Source organism: Streptomyces sp. NPDC031049 (assembly GCF_055571015.1).
Genome location: NZ_JBVIGC010000002.1, coordinates 255,872 through 272,789, shown reverse-complemented (window position 1 = coordinate 272,789; position 16,918 = coordinate 255,872). Strand labels below are relative to the sequence as shown.

At 70.9% G+C, this 16,918-nt stretch carries 15 protein-coding genes and 1 tRNA gene; 13 read left to right on the top strand and 3 right to left on the bottom strand.

Features of this window, described 5'->3' with window-relative positions:
- Window positions 1-109: 109 nt before the first annotated feature.
- The 6 genes from ACZ45Q_RS04710 to ACZ45Q_RS04685 all read left to right on the top strand — a co-directional run bounded on the left by ACZ45Q_RS04710 (window position 110) and on the right by ACZ45Q_RS04685 (window position 7,251).
- Entirely contained in the window at window positions 110-1,156 is a 1,047-nt protein-coding gene (locus tag ACZ45Q_RS04710; RefSeq protein ID WP_468254840.1) for an ABC transporter substrate-binding protein, read from the top strand.
- A gap of 32 nt (window positions 1,157-1,188) precedes the next feature.
- On the top strand, window positions 1,189-2,049 hold the full coding sequence (locus ACZ45Q_RS04705) for a siderophore-interacting protein (RefSeq protein WP_468254837.1): 861 nt from the start codon (window positions 1,189-1,191) through the stop codon (window positions 2,047-2,049).
- Between the two features lie 181 nt (window positions 2,050-2,230).
- Window positions 2,231-3,673: a lysine decarboxylase DesA gene (gene desA, locus ACZ45Q_RS04700; RefSeq protein ID WP_468254834.1), complete on the top strand. Its 1,443-nt coding sequence runs from the start codon at window positions 2,231-2,233 to the stop codon at window positions 3,671-3,673.
- Complete coding sequence (locus tag ACZ45Q_RS04695) at window positions 3,657-4,940, top strand: lysine N(6)-hydroxylase/L-ornithine N(5)-oxygenase family protein (protein ID WP_468254832.1); 1,284 nt, start codon at window positions 3,657-3,659, stop codon at window positions 4,938-4,940. Before desA ends, ACZ45Q_RS04695 begins: the two co-directional genes overlap by 17 nt.
- Window positions 4,937-5,485 (top strand): GNAT family N-acetyltransferase, encoded by a 549-nt coding sequence (locus tag ACZ45Q_RS04690; protein ID WP_468254829.1) that lies wholly within the window; start codon window positions 4,937-4,939, stop codon window positions 5,483-5,485. The genes ACZ45Q_RS04695 and ACZ45Q_RS04690 overlap by 4 nt, the downstream gene beginning before the upstream one ends.
- Entirely contained in the window at window positions 5,482-7,251 is a 1,770-nt protein-coding gene (locus ACZ45Q_RS04685; RefSeq protein WP_468254826.1) for an IucA/IucC family protein, read from the top strand. The genes ACZ45Q_RS04690 and ACZ45Q_RS04685 overlap by 4 nt, the downstream gene beginning before the upstream one ends.
- 60 nt (window positions 7,252-7,311) lie before the next feature.
- On the opposite strand, the gene ACZ45Q_RS04680 is transcribed toward ACZ45Q_RS04685, so the two are convergent.
- Window positions 7,312-8,910 (bottom strand): beta-N-acetylhexosaminidase, encoded by a 1,599-nt coding sequence (locus ACZ45Q_RS04680; RefSeq protein WP_468254823.1) that lies wholly within the window; start codon window positions 8,908-8,910, stop codon window positions 7,312-7,314.
- A gap of 81 nt (window positions 8,911-8,991) precedes the next feature.
- On the opposite strand from ACZ45Q_RS04680, the gene ACZ45Q_RS04675 reads away from it, so the two are divergent.
- The 3 genes from ACZ45Q_RS04675 to glmS all read left to right on the top strand — a co-directional run bounded on the left by ACZ45Q_RS04675 (window position 8,992) and on the right by glmS (window position 12,052).
- On the top strand, window positions 8,992-9,864 hold the full coding sequence (locus ACZ45Q_RS04675) for a DUF4429 domain-containing protein (protein ID WP_468254820.1): 873 nt from the start codon (window positions 8,992-8,994) through the stop codon (window positions 9,862-9,864).
- A 99-nt stretch (window positions 9,865-9,963) separates the two neighbouring features.
- Window positions 9,964-10,221, top strand: a complete 258-nt coding sequence (locus tag ACZ45Q_RS04670; protein WP_468254817.1) for a hypothetical protein — start codon at window positions 9,964-9,966, stop codon at window positions 10,219-10,221.
- Between the two features lie 13 nt (window positions 10,222-10,234).
- On the top strand, window positions 10,235-12,052 hold the full coding sequence (gene glmS, locus ACZ45Q_RS04665) for a glutamine--fructose-6-phosphate transaminase (isomerizing) (protein WP_468254814.1): 1,818 nt from the start codon (window positions 10,235-10,237) through the stop codon (window positions 12,050-12,052).
- Between the two features lie 147 nt (window positions 12,053-12,199).
- On the opposite strand, the gene ACZ45Q_RS04660 is transcribed toward glmS, so the two are convergent.
- Both ACZ45Q_RS04660 and ACZ45Q_RS04655 read right to left on the bottom strand, forming a co-directional pair.
- Window positions 12,200-12,769, bottom strand: coding sequence for a GPR1/FUN34/YaaH family transporter (locus ACZ45Q_RS04660; protein ID WP_468254812.1), 570 nt, complete (start codon window positions 12,767-12,769; stop codon window positions 12,200-12,202).
- Between the two features lie 149 nt (window positions 12,770-12,918).
- Window positions 12,919-13,446 (bottom strand): universal stress protein, encoded by a 528-nt coding sequence (locus ACZ45Q_RS04655; RefSeq protein WP_468254810.1) that lies wholly within the window; start codon window positions 13,444-13,446, stop codon window positions 12,919-12,921.
- A gap of 294 nt (window positions 13,447-13,740) precedes the next feature.
- On the opposite strand from ACZ45Q_RS04655, the gene ACZ45Q_RS04650 reads away from it, so the two are divergent.
- The 4 genes from ACZ45Q_RS04650 to ACZ45Q_RS04635 all read left to right on the top strand — a co-directional run bounded on the left by ACZ45Q_RS04650 (window position 13,741) and on the right by ACZ45Q_RS04635 (window position 16,773).
- Window positions 13,741-14,070: a hypothetical protein gene (locus tag ACZ45Q_RS04650; protein ID WP_468254807.1), complete on the top strand. Its 330-nt coding sequence runs from the start codon at window positions 13,741-13,743 to the stop codon at window positions 14,068-14,070.
- 378 nt (window positions 14,071-14,448) lie between these two features.
- Window positions 14,449-15,711, top strand: coding sequence for a helix-turn-helix domain-containing protein (locus ACZ45Q_RS04645; RefSeq protein WP_468254804.1), 1,263 nt, complete (start codon window positions 14,449-14,451; stop codon window positions 15,709-15,711).
- Between the two features lie 261 nt (window positions 15,712-15,972).
- Window positions 15,973-16,575, top strand: coding sequence for an oligoribonuclease (orn, locus tag ACZ45Q_RS04640; protein ID WP_468254802.1), 603 nt, complete (start codon window positions 15,973-15,975; stop codon window positions 16,573-16,575).
- Window positions 16,576-16,700: 125 nt separating this feature from the next.
- A tRNA-His gene (locus tag ACZ45Q_RS04635) sits at window positions 16,701-16,773 on the top strand.
- Window positions 16,774-16,918: the final 145 nt, after the last annotated feature.

Here is a 16,918-nt window from a genome sequence, read left to right as displayed (position 1 = left end):
CGGACGGGCGGCGGAGCGCCCCCGCCCACTGGACAAGATCTGAGGTTAGGCTAACCTACCTTCGAACTGTCCCAGCGGACGCTCCGCCCCGTTCGAAAGCAGCCACGCCATGCCCAACGCCAGAGCTACCCTCCTGACCCGCCGCGGAATCCTCGCCGCGGGCGGCGCCCTCGGCCTCGGCGCCGTGCTCACGGCCTGCGGTGACGACGACGCGAAAAGCGGTGGCTCGGACAAGGACTCCGGTGCCGCCAAGTCCGGGCCCTGGTCCTTCAAGGACGACCGCGGCACGACCGTGAAGCTCGACAAGGTCCCCGCGAACATCGTCGCCTTCACCGGTGTCGCCGCCGCCCTGTGGGACTACGGCGTCCAGGTCAAGGGCGTCTTCGGCCCGACCACCACCAAGGACGGCAAGCCCGACGTCCAGGCCGGTGACATGGACGTCAGCAAGGTCACCGTCCTCGGCAACGAGTGGGGCAAGCTCAACGTCGAGAAGTACGCGGCCCTCTCCCCGGAGGTGCTGGTCACCACCACGTTCGACGACGCGGGCACCCTCTGGTCGGTCCCCGAGGAGTCCAAGGACAAGATCGCCCAGCTGGCACCCAGCGTCGCCATCTCCGTCTTCGACCGCCAGCTGACCCAGCCGCTCCAGCGCATGTGGGACCTGGCCGAGTCGCTCGGCGCGGACATGAAGGCCGACAAGGTCCTCCAGGCCAAGAAGGACTTCGAGGCCGCCGCCGAGCGGCTGCGCAAGGCCGCCAAGGCCCGCCCCGAGATCAAGGTGCTCGCCGGTTCCGCCAGCGACCAGCTCTTCTACGTCTCCGGCACCAACCTCTCGGTGGACCTGGAGTACTACAAGGCCCTCGGCGTGAACTTCGTGGAGCCCTCGGAGGAGGCCAAGAAGGCCACCGGCGGCTGGTTCGAGAGCCTGAGCTGGGAGAACGTCGACAAGTACCCGGCGGACGTCATCATCATGGACGACCGCTCCTCGACCATCCAGCCCGCCGACATCACCGAGGGCACGTGGAAGAAGCTGCCCGCGGTCAAGGCCGGGCAGGTCATCGCCCGCTCGCCCGAGCCGATCCTGTCGTACGACAAGTGCACGCCGCTTCTCGACAACCTCGCCGAGGCCATCGAGAAGGCGAAGAAGGTCAGCTGATCCCGGCCCACCCCGACTCGCAGGAGCCTTGAGTGACGACTGCCGTAGCCGCCCCGTTCCGTTTCTTCTCCCTCCAGGTCGTACGGACGAGGCGGCTCGGCCCGTCTCTGACGCGTGTCACCTTCGCGGGGCCCGACCTGGACGCCTTCCACTCCGACGGGCACGACCAGTCCCTGTCGCTGTTCCTGCCGCAGCCCGGCCAGAGCGAGCCCCGCGTTCCCCTGGAGCTGGGCGACGGCTGGTGGCAGGGGTGGCGGGAACTCCCGGACGACGTACGCGCGGTGATGCGCTCGTACACCCTCAGGTCGCTGCGCCGTGACGACCTGGGCCGCACCACCGAGATCGACATCGACTTCGTGCTGCACGGCGTCGAGCCCGGTGCCGACTTCGAGGCCGGGCCCGCCTCCCGCTGGGCCGCGCGCGCCTCGGCCGGCGACCGGGTGCTGGTGCTCGGCCCGGCGATCGCGGACAACCGGGCGATCCGCTTCCGGCCGCCCGAGGACACCGACCTGGTGGTGATGTGGGGCGACGAGACCGCCGTCCCCGCCGCCGCGGCCGTCGTCGAGGCGCTGCCGCCCGGCACCCGCGCCCGAGTCTGGCTGGAGGTGCCGCACGCCGAGGACGTCCAGGAGCTCACGACCGCGGCGGACGCCGAGATCACCTGGCTGGTCCGGGACGACCGCGAGGACTCCCCGGCGGCCCTCGACGCCGTCCGCGCCGCCGGACTCCCCGCCGCGCAGCGCCCGTACGTCTGGATCGCGGGCGAGTCCGGCCGTGTGAAGCAGTTGCGCCGGCACTTCGTGGGCGAGCGCGGCATCGACCGCCGGCGGGTCACCTTCGTCGGCTACTGGCGCCGTGGACTGACGGAGGAGCAGCTGCGCGAGCAGGGGTGAACTCCCGTGCCCGCGGGGGTGGTTGAGGGCACGTGACGCTAGTCACGCACGGCCCGCGTTTGCCCCCACTCTAGTTAGGTTAGGCTTGCCTAAGTTGAGCCCGCCGGGTCCGGCCGGAACTCCGCCCGGGCTCCGCCTTCTTCTCGTCCCTCACGGACCGTCCCCACCGGAGGACCCCCACATGCGCTCGCACCTGCTCAACGACACCACCGCGGAGCAGTACCGCCGCTCCGTGACCGAAGGAGTCGAGCGGGTGGCCGCCAAACTCGCCACCACCGACCGTCCGTTCACCGGCGTCACGGTCGACGCCCTGTCCCCCCGCATCGACGAGATCGACCTCGACGAGCCGCTGTACGACACGGCCGCCGTCCTCGACGAACTGGAGGAGGTCTACCTCCGGGACGCGATCTACTTCCACCACCCCCGCTACCTGGCGCACCTCAACTGCCCGGTCGTCATCCCGGCCGTGCTCGGCGAGGCGGTGCTGTCCGCCGTCAACTCCTCCCTGGACACCTGGGACCAGTCGGCCGGCGGCACGCTCATCGAGCGGAAACTGATCGACTGGACGGCCGCCCGCATCGGCCTCGGCCCCGCCGCCGACGGCGTCTTCACCTCCGGCGGCACGCAGTCCAACCTCCAGGCGCTGCTGCTGGCCCGCGAGGAGTCCAAGACCGACAGCCTGGCCAAGCTGCGGATCTTCGCCTCGGAGGTCAGCCACTTCAGCGTGAAGAAGTCGGCGAAGCTGCTCGGTCTCGGCCCGGACGCCGTCGTCCCGATCCCGGTCGACCACGACAAGCGGATGCAGACCGTGGCGCTCGCCCGGGAGCTCCAGCGGTGCGCGCAGGACGGCCTCGTCCCCATGGCCGTCGTCGCCACCGCCGGCACCACCGACTTCGGCTCCATCGACCCGCTGCCGGAGATCGCCGAGCTGTGCGGCCAGTACGGGGTGTGGCTGCACGTCGACGCCGCCTACGGCTGCGGGCTGCTGACCTCCCTGAAGTACCGGGACCGGCTCACCGGCATCGAGCGGGCCGACTCGGTCACCGTCGACTACCACAAGTCCTTCTTCCAGCCGGTGAGTTCCTCCGCGGTGCTGATCCGGGACGCCTCGACGCTGCGCCACGCCACCTACCACGCGGAGTACCTCAACCCGCGCCGCATGGTGCAGGAACGCATCCCCAACCAGGTGGACAAGTCCCTCCAGACCACCCGCCGCTTCGACGCCCTCAAGCTGTGGATGACGCTGCGCGTCATGGGCGCCGACGGCATCGGCGAGCTGTTCGACGAGGTCTGCGACCTCGCGGCCGAGGGCTGGAAGCTGCTCGCCGCCGACCCGCGCTTCGACGTGGTGGTCCAGCCGAGCCTGTCCACGCTGGTCTTCCGCTACATCCCGGCGGCCGTCACCGACCCCGCCGAGATCGACCGCGCCAACCTCTACGCCCGCAAGGCCCTGTTCGTCTCCGGCGACGCGGTGGTCGCCGGCACCAAGGTGGCCGGACGCCACTACCTGAAGTTCACCCTGCTCAACCCCGAGACGACGACGGCCGACATCGCCGCCGTCCTCGACCTGATCGCCGGCCACGCCGAGCAGTACCTGGGAGAGTCCCTTGACCGCGCTTGCTGAGTCCTCGATGAAGACCTACGACTTCGTGGGGATCGGGCTCGGGCCCTTCAACCTCGGCCTCGCCTGCCTCACCGAGCCCATCGCCGAGCTCGACGGTGTCTTCCTGGAGTCCAAGCCGGACTTCGAGTGGCACGCCGGGATGTTCCTGGACGGCGCCCACCTCCAGACCCCGTTCATGTCGGACCTGGTGACCCTCGCCGACCCCACCTCCCCCTACTCCTTCCTCAACTACCTGAAGGAGAAGGGCCGACTGTACTCGTTCTACATCCGCGAGAACTTCTACCCGCTGCGCGTCGAGTACGACGACTACTGCCGCTGGGCCGCGAACAAACTGACCAGCGTCCGCTTCGGCACGACGGTCACCGAGGTGACGTACGACGAGGGCGCCGAGCTGTACGCCGTGGAGACCACGACCGGTGCCACCTACCGCGCCCGCCACCTGGTCCTCGGCACCGGCACCCCGCCGCACATACCCGAGGCCTGCCAGGGCCTGGCCGGCGACTTCCTCCACAACTCCCGCTATGTGCAGCACCGCGCGGAACTGGTGCAGAAGGAGTCGATCACCCTGGTCGGCAGCGGCCAGTCCGCCGCCGAGATCTACTACGACCTGCTCGGCGAGATCGACGTCCACGGCTACCGGCTCAACTGGGTCACCCGCTCCCCGCGCTTCTTCCCGCTGGAGTACACCAAACTCACGCTGGAGATGACCTCCCCGGAGTACGTGGACTACTACCACGCGCTGCCCGAGGACACCCGCTACCGCCTCACCGCCCAGCAGAAGGGCCTCTTCAAGGGCATCGACGGCGACCTGATCAACGAGATCTTCGACCTGCTCTACCAGAAGCGGCTCGGCGGCCCGGTCCCCACCCGGCTGCTCACCAACTCCGCGCTCACCGAGGCCCGGTACACCGACGGCACCTACACCCTCACCTTCCACCAGGAGGAGCAGGGCAAGGACTTCGAGCTGCGCTCGGACGGCCTGGTCCTGGCCACCGGCTACCGGTACGCCGAGCCGGAGTTCCTCAAGCCCGTCCGCGACCGGCTGCGCTACGACGCCCACGGCAACTTCGACGTCGCCCGCAACTACGCCATCGACGTCACCGGCAAGGGCGTCTTCCTCCAGAACGCGGGCGTGCACACGCACAGCATCACCAGCCCCGACCTGGGCATGGGCGCCTACCGCAACAGCTACATCATCCGAGAGCTGCTCGGCACCGAGTACTACCCGGTCGAGAAGACCATCGCGTTCCAGGAGTTCGCCGTATGAACACCAGTCCCCCCGCCGTCGGCGCCCTCACCCTCCGCCCGCTCGACCCGACGAAGGACGCCGAGCTGCTGCACGGCTGGGTGACCCACCCCAAGGCCGCGTTCTGGATGATGCAGGACGCCACGCTGGTGGACGTCGAGCGCGCCTACATGGAGATCGCCGCCGACGAGCACCACCACGCCTACCTCGGCCTGCACGACGGCGCACCCGCCTTCCTGATGGAGAAGTACGACCCGGCCCACCGCGAGCTGGCCGGGCTGTACGAGCCGGAGCCGGGCGACGTCGGCATGCACTTCCTGGTCGCTCCCACCGACCGGCCCGTGCACGGCTTCACCCGCGCCGTGATCACCGCCGTGATGCGCCACCTCTTCGCGGACCCGGCGACCCGGCGCGTGGTCGTCGAGCCGGACGTGGCCAACAAGGCGGTGCACGCCCTGAACGAGGCCGTCGGGTTCGTCCCCGAACGCGAGATCCAGAAGCCGGAGAAGAAGGCGTTGCTGAGTTTCTGCACGCGCGAGCAGTTCGAGAGGGCGGTGGGAGCATGAGCCTCGCCGACGCCGTGGCCCACCTGACCCCCGAGCACTGGGACGAGGCCAACCGCCTGCTGATCCGCAAGGCGCTCGCCGAGTTCACCCACGAGCGGCTGCTCACCCCCGAGCGCGACGGTGCGCAGTACGTCGTCCGCAGCGACGACGGCCAGACCGCCTACCGCTTCACCGCCACCCTCCGCGCCCTGGACCACTGGCAGGTGGACGCCGGCTCCATCACCCGCCACCGCGACGGGGGCGAACTGCCGCTCGCCGCCCTGGACTTCTTCATCGAGCTGAAGGACTCCCTGGGCCTGAGCGACGAGATCCTGCCCGTCTACCTGGAGGAGATCTCCTCCACCCTCTCCGGCACCTGCTACAAGCTCACCAAACCGCGGGTCCCGGCCGCCGAGCTGGCCCGCGCCGGCTTCCAGGCGATCGAGACCGGGATGACCGAGGGCCACCCCTGCTTCGTCGCCAACAACGGACGCCTCGGCTTCGGCATCCACGAGTACCTGTCGTACGCGCCGGAGACCGCGAGCCCCGTCCGCCTGGTGTGGCTGGCCGCGCACCGCTCCCGCGCCGCGTTCACCGCGGGCGTCGGCATCGACTACGAGTCCTTCTTCCGGCAGGAGCTGGGCGAGGAGACCGTCGACCGCTTCCACGGCGTCCTGCGCGAGCGGGGCCTGGACCCGGCCGACTACCTGCTCATCCCCGTCCACCCCTGGCAGTGGTGGAACAAGCTGACCGTGACCTTCGCCGCCGAAGTGGCCCGGGGGCACCTGGTGTGCCTGGGCGAGGGCGACGACGAGTACCTGGCCCAGCAGTCCATCCGGACCTTCTTCAATACCTCCCACCCCGAGAAGCACTACGTGAAGACGGCCCTGTCCGTCATCAACATGGGCTTCATGCGCGGCCTGTCCGCCGCGTACATGGAGGCCACGCCCGCGATCAACGACTGGCTCGCCCAGCTCATCGAGGGCGACCCGGTGCTGAAGTCGACGGGCCTGACGATCATCCGGGAGCGGGCCGCCGTCGGCTACCGGCACCTGGAGTACGAGAAGGCCACCGACCGCTACTCGCCGTACCGCAAGATGCTGGCGGCCCTCTGGCGGGAGAGCCCGGTGGCGTCCCTCCGGGACGGCGAGTCCCTGGCCACGATGGCCTCCCTCCTGCACGTCGACCACGCGGGCGCGTCCTTCGCCGGCGCGCTGATCGAGCAGTCGGGCCTGGCGCCCACCGAGTGGCTGCGGCACTACCTGCGGGCGTACTTCACCCCGCTGCTGCACAGCTTCTACGCCTACGACCTGGTCTTCATGCCGCACGGCGAGAACGTCATCCTGGTGCTGAAGGACGGCGTCGTGCAGCGGGCGGTCTACAAGGACATCGCCGAGGAGATCGCGGTCATGGACCCGGACGCGGTGCTGCCGCCGGAGGTGTCCAGGATCGCGGTGGAGGTCCCCGAGGACAAGAAGCTGCTGTCCGTCTTCACGGACGTCTTCGACTGCTTCTTCCGCTTCCTCGCGGCCAACCTGGCCACCGAGGGCATCCTGGAGGAGGAGGACTTCTGGCGCACGGTCGCCGAGGTCACCCGCGAGTACCAGGCGTCCGTGCCGGAGCTGTCCGACAAGTTCGCCCAGTACGACATGTTCGCCCCCGAGTTCGCGCTGTCCTGCCTCAACCGGCTCCAGCTGCGCGACAACAGGCAGATGGTGGACCTGGCGGACCCGTCCGGCGCACTCCAGCTGGTGGGCAGCCTCAAGAACCCCATCGCGGGCCTGTAGGCCCACCCACGACGGACGGGCACCCCGCGGTACGGTCCTGCGGGGTGCCCGTCGAGCACGTCAGCCGTCGGTGGGCCAGGGCACCTGCGGCGACCGGTGGTAGCCGATGCCCATCGCCTCCCACCGCGGGCCCTGCGCGGCGAGCCGCACTTTGTAGTCGTCCCAGTCGTGGGCCGACGCCGGGGACCAGCCCAGCTCGGCGGCGCCGGGCAGGCGGGGGAAGGCCATGTAGTCGATGTGCGCGGAGTTCTCGACGGTCTCCGTCCACAGCGGCGCCTCGACACCCCGGATCGCGGACTCGGGGACCCCGGGCAGGTAGGCGCCCGGGTCCCAGTCGTAGGAGCGCCGCACCTCGACGTAGCCGGCCCAGGACAGACCCAGCGGGGTGTTCCGGTCGTACTTCATGTCGAGGTAGACCCGGTCCGCCGGGGACAGGATCAGCCCGGTGCCGTTGCGCGCGGCGGCGGCGACCTGTTCCTTCTCCCGGGCGCCGGTGGAGTCCAGCCCCCAGTACTGGGCGAGCGCTCCCTCGGCGGGGGTGGCGCCGGTGAGCTGGTGCCAGCCGACGACGGTCTTGCCGTACTTCGCGACGATCGGCTGGACGCGTTCCATGAACGCCACGTAGTCCTCGTGGCTGGTGGAGTGCGCCTCGTCGCCGCCGATGTGGAGGTACCGGCCGGGGGTGAGCGCGGCGATCTCGCGCACCACGTCGTCGACGAAGTCGTACGTGATCTCCTTGCCGACGCACAGCGAGCTGAAGCCGACCTCGGTGCCGGTGTAGAGCGGGGGCGCGACGCCGTCGCAGTTGAGCTCGGCGTAGGAGGCGAGGGCCGCGTTGGTGTGGCCCGGCATGTCGATCTCGGGGACGACCTCCAGGTGGCGGGAGCCGGCGTAGCGGACCAGTTCTTTGTACTCGGCCTTGGTGTAGTGGCCGCCGGGGCCGCCGCCGACCTCCGTGGACCCGCCGTGGGCGGCCAGGCGCGGCCAGGAGTCGATGGCGATGCGCCAGCCCTGGTCGTCGCTGAGGTGGAGGTGCAACTTGTTGATCTTGTACAGGGCGAGCTGGTCGATGTACCGCTTGACCTCGTCCACGGTCAGGAAGTGCCGGGCGACGTCCAGCATGGCGCCGCGCCAGCCGAAGCGCGGGGTGTCCTCGATGGTCCCGCCGGCCACCAGCCAGGGGCCGCGCTGCACGGAGTCCTCCTCGACGGCCGCGGGCAGGAGCTGGCGCAGGGTCTGCACGCCGTGGAAGAGGCCGGCGGGTGCGGCGGCGGTGAGGGTGACGCCCGAACGGCCGCTGTCCAGCCGGTAGCCCTCGGCGCCGTACGGTCCCTCGGAGAGCCGGAGCCGGATGCCGCCGCTGCCGTGGGAGACGACGGGGAGGCGGTAGCCGGTGGCGGGCCGCAGGACGTCCGCGAGGTACGCGCCGACCTCGCGGGCCCCGGGTGAGCCGTCGACCCGGATGCGGGTGCCGGGGGTGATGCGGTACGGGGGGCCGCCCGGGTCGGCCGAGGCGGGCGCCGGGACGATCCGGTCGAGCGGCGTGGGGGTGGTGCGGGTGTCGTCCCCTGCGGGGGCGGCGCCGGTGACGGAGGCGCCCAGGGCGGCGACGAGGAGCAGTGAACCGAGAAGACGGAGCGTTCTGTGGTGCTGTCTCACAACACGCTTCCTTCCGTGAGCCGTTGGAGCTCCAAGAGGTCTGAACCACTCTCAACCCGAACTGATGAAACAATCCCCCTCATGGCGGAAATCATCCAGAAGGACGGCACGTGGACGTTCGACGGCGACGCCCTGCGGCTGACTCCCGGACGGGACAAGAACGTCGGCCTGCTCCGCAGGGAACTGGGTGAACTCGTCGTCCCGCTGGCCGCGTTGGCGGGTGTGTCGTTCGAGCAGGGCAAGAAGTCCGGGCGGCTCAGGCTGCGCCTGCGCGACGGCGCCGACCCCCTGCTGCACGCCACCGGCGGCCGGCTGACCGAGCCCCACGACCCCTACCAGCTGGTGGTGGAGCCCGACCGGTACGGCGTCGCCGAGTACGTCGTGGAAGAGGTGCGCAACGCCCTTCTCCTGGAGCAGATCCCGTCCGACCCGGTCGACGGCTACCTGCTGCCGGGCCCGTCCGTGCCGCTGTCGGTGTCGGCCGGGGACGGCACGGCGAGCTTCGACGGCGAGCGGGTGCGCCTGGACTGGAACTGGAAGACGGAGGACGCCAAGGTCGCCGCCGGCACCCGCACCCTGGCCGTGGGCGACATCGCCGCCGTGGAGTGGCACCCGGCGGTCGGCCTGGACAACGGCTACCTCCGCTTCACGGTGAAGAACGCGCCGACCAAGGCCCCGCCGAAGTACGACCCGAACGCGGTGGAGCTGTGGGGATTCAAGAAGGACCCGCTGATGGCGCTGGTCGCCGCCGCCGTACAGGCCCGCCTGCCGCACCCGTCCGGCCCCGCCGCCGAGGGCGCCGCAGTCCCCGCCCCTCAGGCGCGGCCGGCCGCCGAGGACGGCCACGACGCCCTGCTGCGCCGCCTGCGCGAGCTGGGCGAACTGCACCGGACGGGCGTGCTGACGGACGACGAGTTCGCCCTGGCCAAGCAGGCGATCCTCAAGGGGATGTAACCTGCCCGGACCGGTTCCGCCGGCGAATGTGAGCAGAGTCCTGCCCGAAATCGGGCAGGCTCCTTGCGAAAGCGGCACCCTTACCCCAGGATCTACCGGGTGCACGACGAACTCGTTGATCATCTGACGCGGACCACCCCGCTGAGCCGGGGCGAGGCGCTGCGCGTGATCCAGGACGTGCTCGCCTACTTCGACGAGACGACCGAGGAGTACGTCCGTCGCCGCCACCGCGAGCTCCAGGCCCAGGGTCTGGTGAACGCGACGATCTTCGAGCGGATCGGGGCGGACCTGAAATACCGGGCGGTGGCACCGCCGGAGCTGACGCTCCGCCAGTTGCGCCGCATCGTCTACGGCTGAGGAACACCCATTCATGTGCGGAATCGTCGGATACATCGGCAAGCGTGACGTCGCCCCGCTGCTGCTCGAGGGCCTCCAGCGGCTGGAGTACCGCGGCTACGACTCGGCGGGCGTCGTCGTGACCTCCCCCAAGGCCTCCGGCCTGAAGATGGTCAAGGCCAAGGGCCGGGTCCGCGACCTGGAGGCCAAGGTCCCGGCGCGCTTCAAGGGGACCACCGGCATCGCCCACACCCGCTGGGCCACCCACGGCGCCCCCTCCGATGTGAACGCCCACCCGCACATGTCGGCCGACAACAAGGTCGCCGTCGTGCACAACGGCATCATCGACAACGCCTCCGACCTGCGCCGCAAGCTGGAGGCGGACGGCGTGGAGTTCCTCTCCGAGACCGACACCGAGGTCCTCACCCACCTCATCGCCCGCTCGGCGGCCGAGAAGCTGGAGGACAAGGTCCGCGAGACCCTCCGGCTGATCGAGGGCACCTACGGCATCGCCGTCATGCACGCCGACTTCCCCGACCGGATCGTCGTCGCCCGCAACGGCTCCCCGGTCGTCCTCGGCATCGGCGAGAAGGAGATGTTCGTCGCCTCGGACATCGCCGCGCTGGTCGCCCACACCCGCCAGATAGTCACGCTCGACGACGGCGAGATGGCCACCCTCAAGGCCGACGACTTCCGCACCTACACCACCGAGGGCACCCGCACCACCGCCGAGCCGACCACCGTGGAGTGGGAGGCGGCCTCCTACGACATGGGCGGCCACGACACCTACATGCACAAGGAGATCCACGAGCAGGCCGAGGCCGTGGACCGCGTCCTGCGCGGCCGGATCGACGACCGCTTCTCCACCGTGCACCTCGGCGGCCTCAACCTGGACGCCCGCGAGGCGCGCCGGATCCGCCGGGTGAAGATCCTCGGCTGCGGCACCTCCTACCACGCGGGCATGATCGGCGCCCAGATGATCGAGGAGCTGGCCCGCATCCCCGCCGACGCCGAGCCGGCCTCGGAGTTCCGCTACCGCAACGCCGTGGTGGACCCCGACACCCTCTACATCGCCGTCTCGCAGTCCGGTGAGACCTACGACGTGCTGGCCGCCGTCCAGGAGCTGAAGCGCAAGGGCGCGCGGGTCCTCGGCGTGGTCAACGTGGTCGGCTCCGCCATCGCCCGCGAGGCCGACGGCGGCATCTACGTGCACGCGGGCCCGGAGGTCTGCGTGGTGTCGACCAAGTGCTTCACCAACACCACGGTCGCCTTCGCCCTGCTCGCCCTCCACCTCGGCCGCACCCGCGACCTCTCCGTCCGCGACGGCAAGCGGATCATCGCGGGCCTGCGCAGGCTGCCCGAGCAGATCTCCGAGATCATGGAGCAGGAGGAGGAGATCAAGAAGCTGGCCCTGGAGTACGCCGAGGCCCGCTCGATGCTCTTCATCGGCCGCGTCCGGGGCTACCCCGTCGCCCGCGAGGCCTCCCTGAAGCTCAAGGAGGTCTCCTACATCCACGCCGAGGCCTACCCGGCCTCCGAGCTGAAGCACGGCCCGCTGGCCCTGATCGAGCCGGCCCTGCCGACGGTCGCGATCGTCCCGGACGACGACCTGCTGGAGAAGAACCGCGCCGCGATGGAGGAGATCAAGGCCCGCAGCGGCCGGATCCTCGCCGTGGCCCACCAGGACGAGGCGAAGGCCGACCACACCGTCGTCGTACCGAAGAACGAGGACGAACTCGACCCCATCCTCATGGGCATCCCCCTCCAGCTCCTCGCCTACCACACGGCCCTGGCCCTGGGCCGCGACATCGACAAGCCGAGGAACCTCGCGAAGTCGGTCACGGTCGAGTAGCGCCGCCCAGGGGGCGCGCGGAACTGCGCGCCGGGCCGGACCGCACCCGCAGCGGCCGGACAGCCGAACGGACCCCCACGTGTCGCCACCGGACACAGGGGGTCCGTTCTCATCGCCGGGGGCCGCCCAACCCCCGGCCGGCGGCAGCTAACCGGTGGCCGTCACACCCCGGCCCGCCCCGCGTCGCGCCACGGACGTCGGCCAGTGGGCCAGTGCCGCGGTCGCCGCGTACCAGGCCACCGCGCCCGCGGCGACCGCGAACCAGCCGCCCGCCTTGGCCAGCGCCCCGGCGTCGGCGAAGCGCGCGATGGCGATGAGCAGCAGGGAGACGAAGAGCAGCCCGTACGTGCCCTGCCCGAGCATGTCGCCACCGGCGACGGTCAGCGTCAGGGCCACGAGGGCGAACAGCAGCAGGAAGAGTCCGGCGGCGTTGGCTGAGGCCTGGCCGCCCGCCCCGACGGCCCAGGTGAACCAGAGGGCACCGAGCGCGGTGAACGCCGTCCCCGTGGCCGTGTCGCGGTCGCGGAACGCCATCAGGCCGGCGACGAAGAGCGCGACCCCGCCGACGTACTGGGCGACGGTCGTCGCGTCGGCCGCCGTCACGCCGTCGATGACGCCGGTGTGGCCGAGGCCGAAGGCCAACAGGGTGATGCCGAGGGCGAGTCGGCCGACGACGGAGGTCGTGGTGGTGCTTCCCGCGGAGACGTCGTTGTCCACGGCGGGCTCCCTTCTTGCATGTGCAGTGGTGCGGTGGTCCGTATATGCCCTTCACAAGGGCACAAACACCTCTACGGACCGGTATTTTCCGGGAGTTCGCAAGGGAGCCGGCCGTGCGTCGGCCGAAGAAGGGGAAAGCGGCGAACGGGTCAGGGAATGACCACGACGGGGCGCTGCGCCCGCTTGGCGAGGCGTCCGGCGACGGAGCCGAAGATCCGGCCCACGATGCCGTGCGTGGAGCCGACGACGATCGCGTCGGCCTCGTACTCCCGCCCCACCTCTTCGAGTTCGTGGCAGATGTCGCCGCCGCGCTCGACCAGGATCCACGGCACCTCGGCGAGGTAGTCCGCGCAGGCCAGCTCCAGCCCCAGGACCTCGGTGCGGTGGTCCGGCACGTCGACGAAGACCGGCGGCTCACAGCCCGCCCACACCGTGGTGGGCAGCCGGTTGGCCACGTGGACGATGATCAGGCCGGAGGCCAGGCGCCGTGCCATGCCGATGGCGTACGCCAGGGCGCGCTCACTGGACGTGGAGCCGTCGAAGCCGACGACGACCCCGTGCTTGAACGCGGGGTCGCACGCATGGCGTGGCTCCTCGGCCGCCAGAGGCTCGGCCGCCGTGTGGTCGGCGACGGGCCGCTTGCGGTCCGCGGGTTCGAAGAATTCGTGACCGGCCATGGCTGTCTCGGCGTTGTGATCCTTATACGGGTGGGACACGGTGAGCGGAGGAGCTGTGTCCGGGAATCGTCTTCCCAACCCCATACCCCCAAGGGTACGGCGACACTCCTCCTTCGCCCAGATCCCGCGGCCCTCCGGCGCGGGGTTCACCGGAGCATGCACGAGGGTGCGTCCGTAACGCAATGGTTGCTGCGCTGTACAGGCGGTTTAGACAGGATTCAACCTTCGGCCCACCGCTCGTGACCGACGGACCGGCACGGCGTTGTACCGCGTGACCCACCCCAGGGAGCACGCATGCCCGGACCCCGCCGCACCGCCGCCCGAGACGCCCGAGACGTCCGGGTCCGCAGGGGTGCCCGGGACCGGAGGGGCGACCGGCGCCACGGGGGCTCCCGGGACGAGGTCACCGATCTGCTCCGCTGGGCCGCCTTCAGCTGTCTGCTGGTCCCGGCCGTACTGCTGCTGTGCGGCGCCCCCCTGGCCGGCACGGCCGGCACCGCCCTCGGCCTGGCCGCCGTCACCGCCGCCTGCCGCCTGCTGCTCCGCCGGTCCGAGCGCAACGCCGCCCGGGCGCGCGCCCACCGGGGCGGCCGTCACGCCGAGGGAAGGACACCGGGCGGCTGACCGGTTTCTGCGCACGATCCCGTCTCTTTTCAGCCAACTTCTCGAAGGCGGGTATCACGGGCCCCAAGGACCCCCCAACCCCCGTTCCACCTGCACGGAAAGGGTCTCCGGGACCCTGCGCACCCTACGTGGATTGGCCACCGCCGCCAGGCGCACTTCCCTGTGACGCCCCGGAGTGCAACGCTTCGTGATCGAATGCTTTACGCCAAGTTGCCATGTCGACAATGTCCCAAGTGCCGAACCGGCCACCGGGGCGCGACACGACACAGTAGATTCGATCTTGACTGTCTACGGCGGGGGACTCGTGCAGGACCGAGGGGAAACGTGCAGGAGCGACACAACCGAGGAGCCGCGACCACCGAGGGGGGCTTAGCAGCCATGAGCCACGACTCCACCGCCGCGCCGGAAGCAGCGGCCCGGAAGCTCTCCGGGCGCCGCCGCAAGGAGATCGTCGCGGTGCTGCTGTTCAGCGGCGGCCCCATCTTCGAGAGCTCCATACCGCTGTCGGTGTTCGGGATCGACCGCCAGGACGCCGGCGTGCCGCGCTACCGACTGCTGGTGTGCGCCGGCGAGGAAGGCCCGCTGCGGACCACGGGGGGCCTCGAACTCACCGCGCCGCACGGGCTGGAGGCGATCTCCCGCGCGGGCACGGTCGTCGTGCCGGCCTGGCGCTCGATCACCTCGCCACCGCCCCAGGAGGCGCTCGACGCGCTGCGCCGGGCGCACGAGGAGGGCGCCCGCATCGTCGGGCTGTGCACCGGCGCCTTCGTGCTCGCCGCCGCGGGCCTGCTGGACGGCCGCCCGGCGACCACCCACTGGATGTACGCGCCGACGCTGGCCAAGCGCTACCCGTCGGTGCACGTCGACCCGCGGGAGCTGTTCGTCGACGACGGCGACGTGCTGACCTCGGCGGGCACCGCGGCAGGCATCGACCTGTGCCTGCACATCGTGCGCACCGACCACGGCAACGAGGCGGCCGGTGCGCTCGCCCGCCGCCTGGTGGTCCCGCCGCGCCGCAGCGGCGGTCAGGAGCGCTACCTCGACAGGTCTTTACCGGAGGAGATCGGCGCCGACCCGCTCGCCGAGGTCGTCGCCTGGGCGCTGGAGCACCTCCACGAGCAGTTCGACGTGGAGACGCTGGCGGCACGGGCGTACATGAGCCGCCGCACCTTCGACCGCCGCTTCCGCTCGCTGACGGGCTCGGCCCCCCTCCAGTGGCTGATCACCCAGCGGGTGCTCCAGGCGCAGCGGCTGCTGGAGACGTCGGACTACTCGGTGGACGAGGTCGCGGGCCGCTGCGGCTTCCGCTCGCCGGTGGCGCTGCGCGGCCACTTCCGGCGCCAGCTGGGTTCGTCCCCGGCGGCGTACCGGGCGGCCTACCGCGCCCGCCGGCCGCAGGGCGAGCGCCAGACGGAGCCGGCCGAGGCCGGTCCGGCGTCCGCCGCCCGGGCCGGGGCCCCGTCCGAGGGCCAGCAGTCCGTCGCGCTGCCGCCCGACCCGGCGGTCCCCTACCAGGCCCGCCGTGCGGCACCCGTGGTGCCGGCCTCGGCGGCGTCGGACCACGGGCGTGACGCCCGTGACGCCCGTGACGCCTACGTCCCGAGCCGGGCGAGCCTGCCGGGGCAGCGCAGCGGAGCATGATCGGACGGCGCCGGACGGGACACCCTCCCGTCCGGCGTCCCCGTCTTTGCTCGCCCCCGCCGCCCCTACCCGGTCCCGTCCCCGGGGGCTCCGCCCCCGGACCCCCGCTCCTCGAACGCCGGAGGGGCTGGAAATCCAGCCCGTCCGGCGTTTGAGGACGAGGCCGGCCAGGCCGAAGGGGGGGTCTGGGAGCGGCAGCGCCCAGCGAGGCCGGCACCGGCGCCGGAACCCGGTGGAGGGACCCCGGCATAAAGTGTTCGCATGAACGATCGCATGGTGTGGATCGACTGCGAGATGACCGGCCTCTCGCTGTCGGACGACGCGCTCATCGAGGTGGCCGCCCTCGTCACCGACTCCGAGCTGAACGTGCTCGGCGACGGCGTGGACATCGTCATCCGCCCGCCGGAGCGGGCCCTGGAGACGATGCCGGAGGTGGTGCGTCAGATGCACACCGCGTCCGGCCTGCTCGCCGAGCTGCCGAACGGCACGACCCTGGCGGACGCCGAGGAACGGGTCCTGTCGTACATCAAGGAGTACGTGAAGGAGCCCGGCAAGGCCCCGCTGTGCGGCAACTCCGTCGGCACCGACCGCGGCTTCCTCCTGCGGGACATGCCCACCCTCGAGGACTATCTGCACTACCGCATCGTCGACGTGTCCTCCGTCAAGGAGCTGGCCCGCCGCTGGTACCCGCGGGCGTACTTCAACAGCCCCGAGAAGAACGGCAACCACCGCGCGCTCGCCGACATCCGCGAGTCCATCGCCGAACTGCGCTACTACCGCGAGGCCGTCTTCGTGCCGCAGCCCGGACCCGACTCCGAGACCGCGAAGGCCATCGCCGCCAAGCACGTCCTGCCCGCCCAGTAGACGCCCCCGGACGGGGCGCCGCGCAAGACGTGCGCGAGCACCCCTTCGGACCCTGTACACTTTTTCTCGGCCGGTCAGGGAGATCCCGCGGATCACCTCGTCAGAGGTTCCGGAGACCGGTCGTGGTGGGTGTAGCTCAGCTGGTAGAGCACCTGGTTGTGGTCCAGGAAGTCGCGGGTTCAAGTCCCGTCACTCACCCTGAGCAGTCAGCCGGTGGCCTTGTGAAAGGTCACCGGCTGATCTGCGTTCAGCCCCGGGCGGCACCCTCAGGCGGCGCCCCTCCGCCGACCCCTCAGGCGGCATCTCCGGGCGGCCGTCGGAGCCGTGCGGACCCTCACCTCCG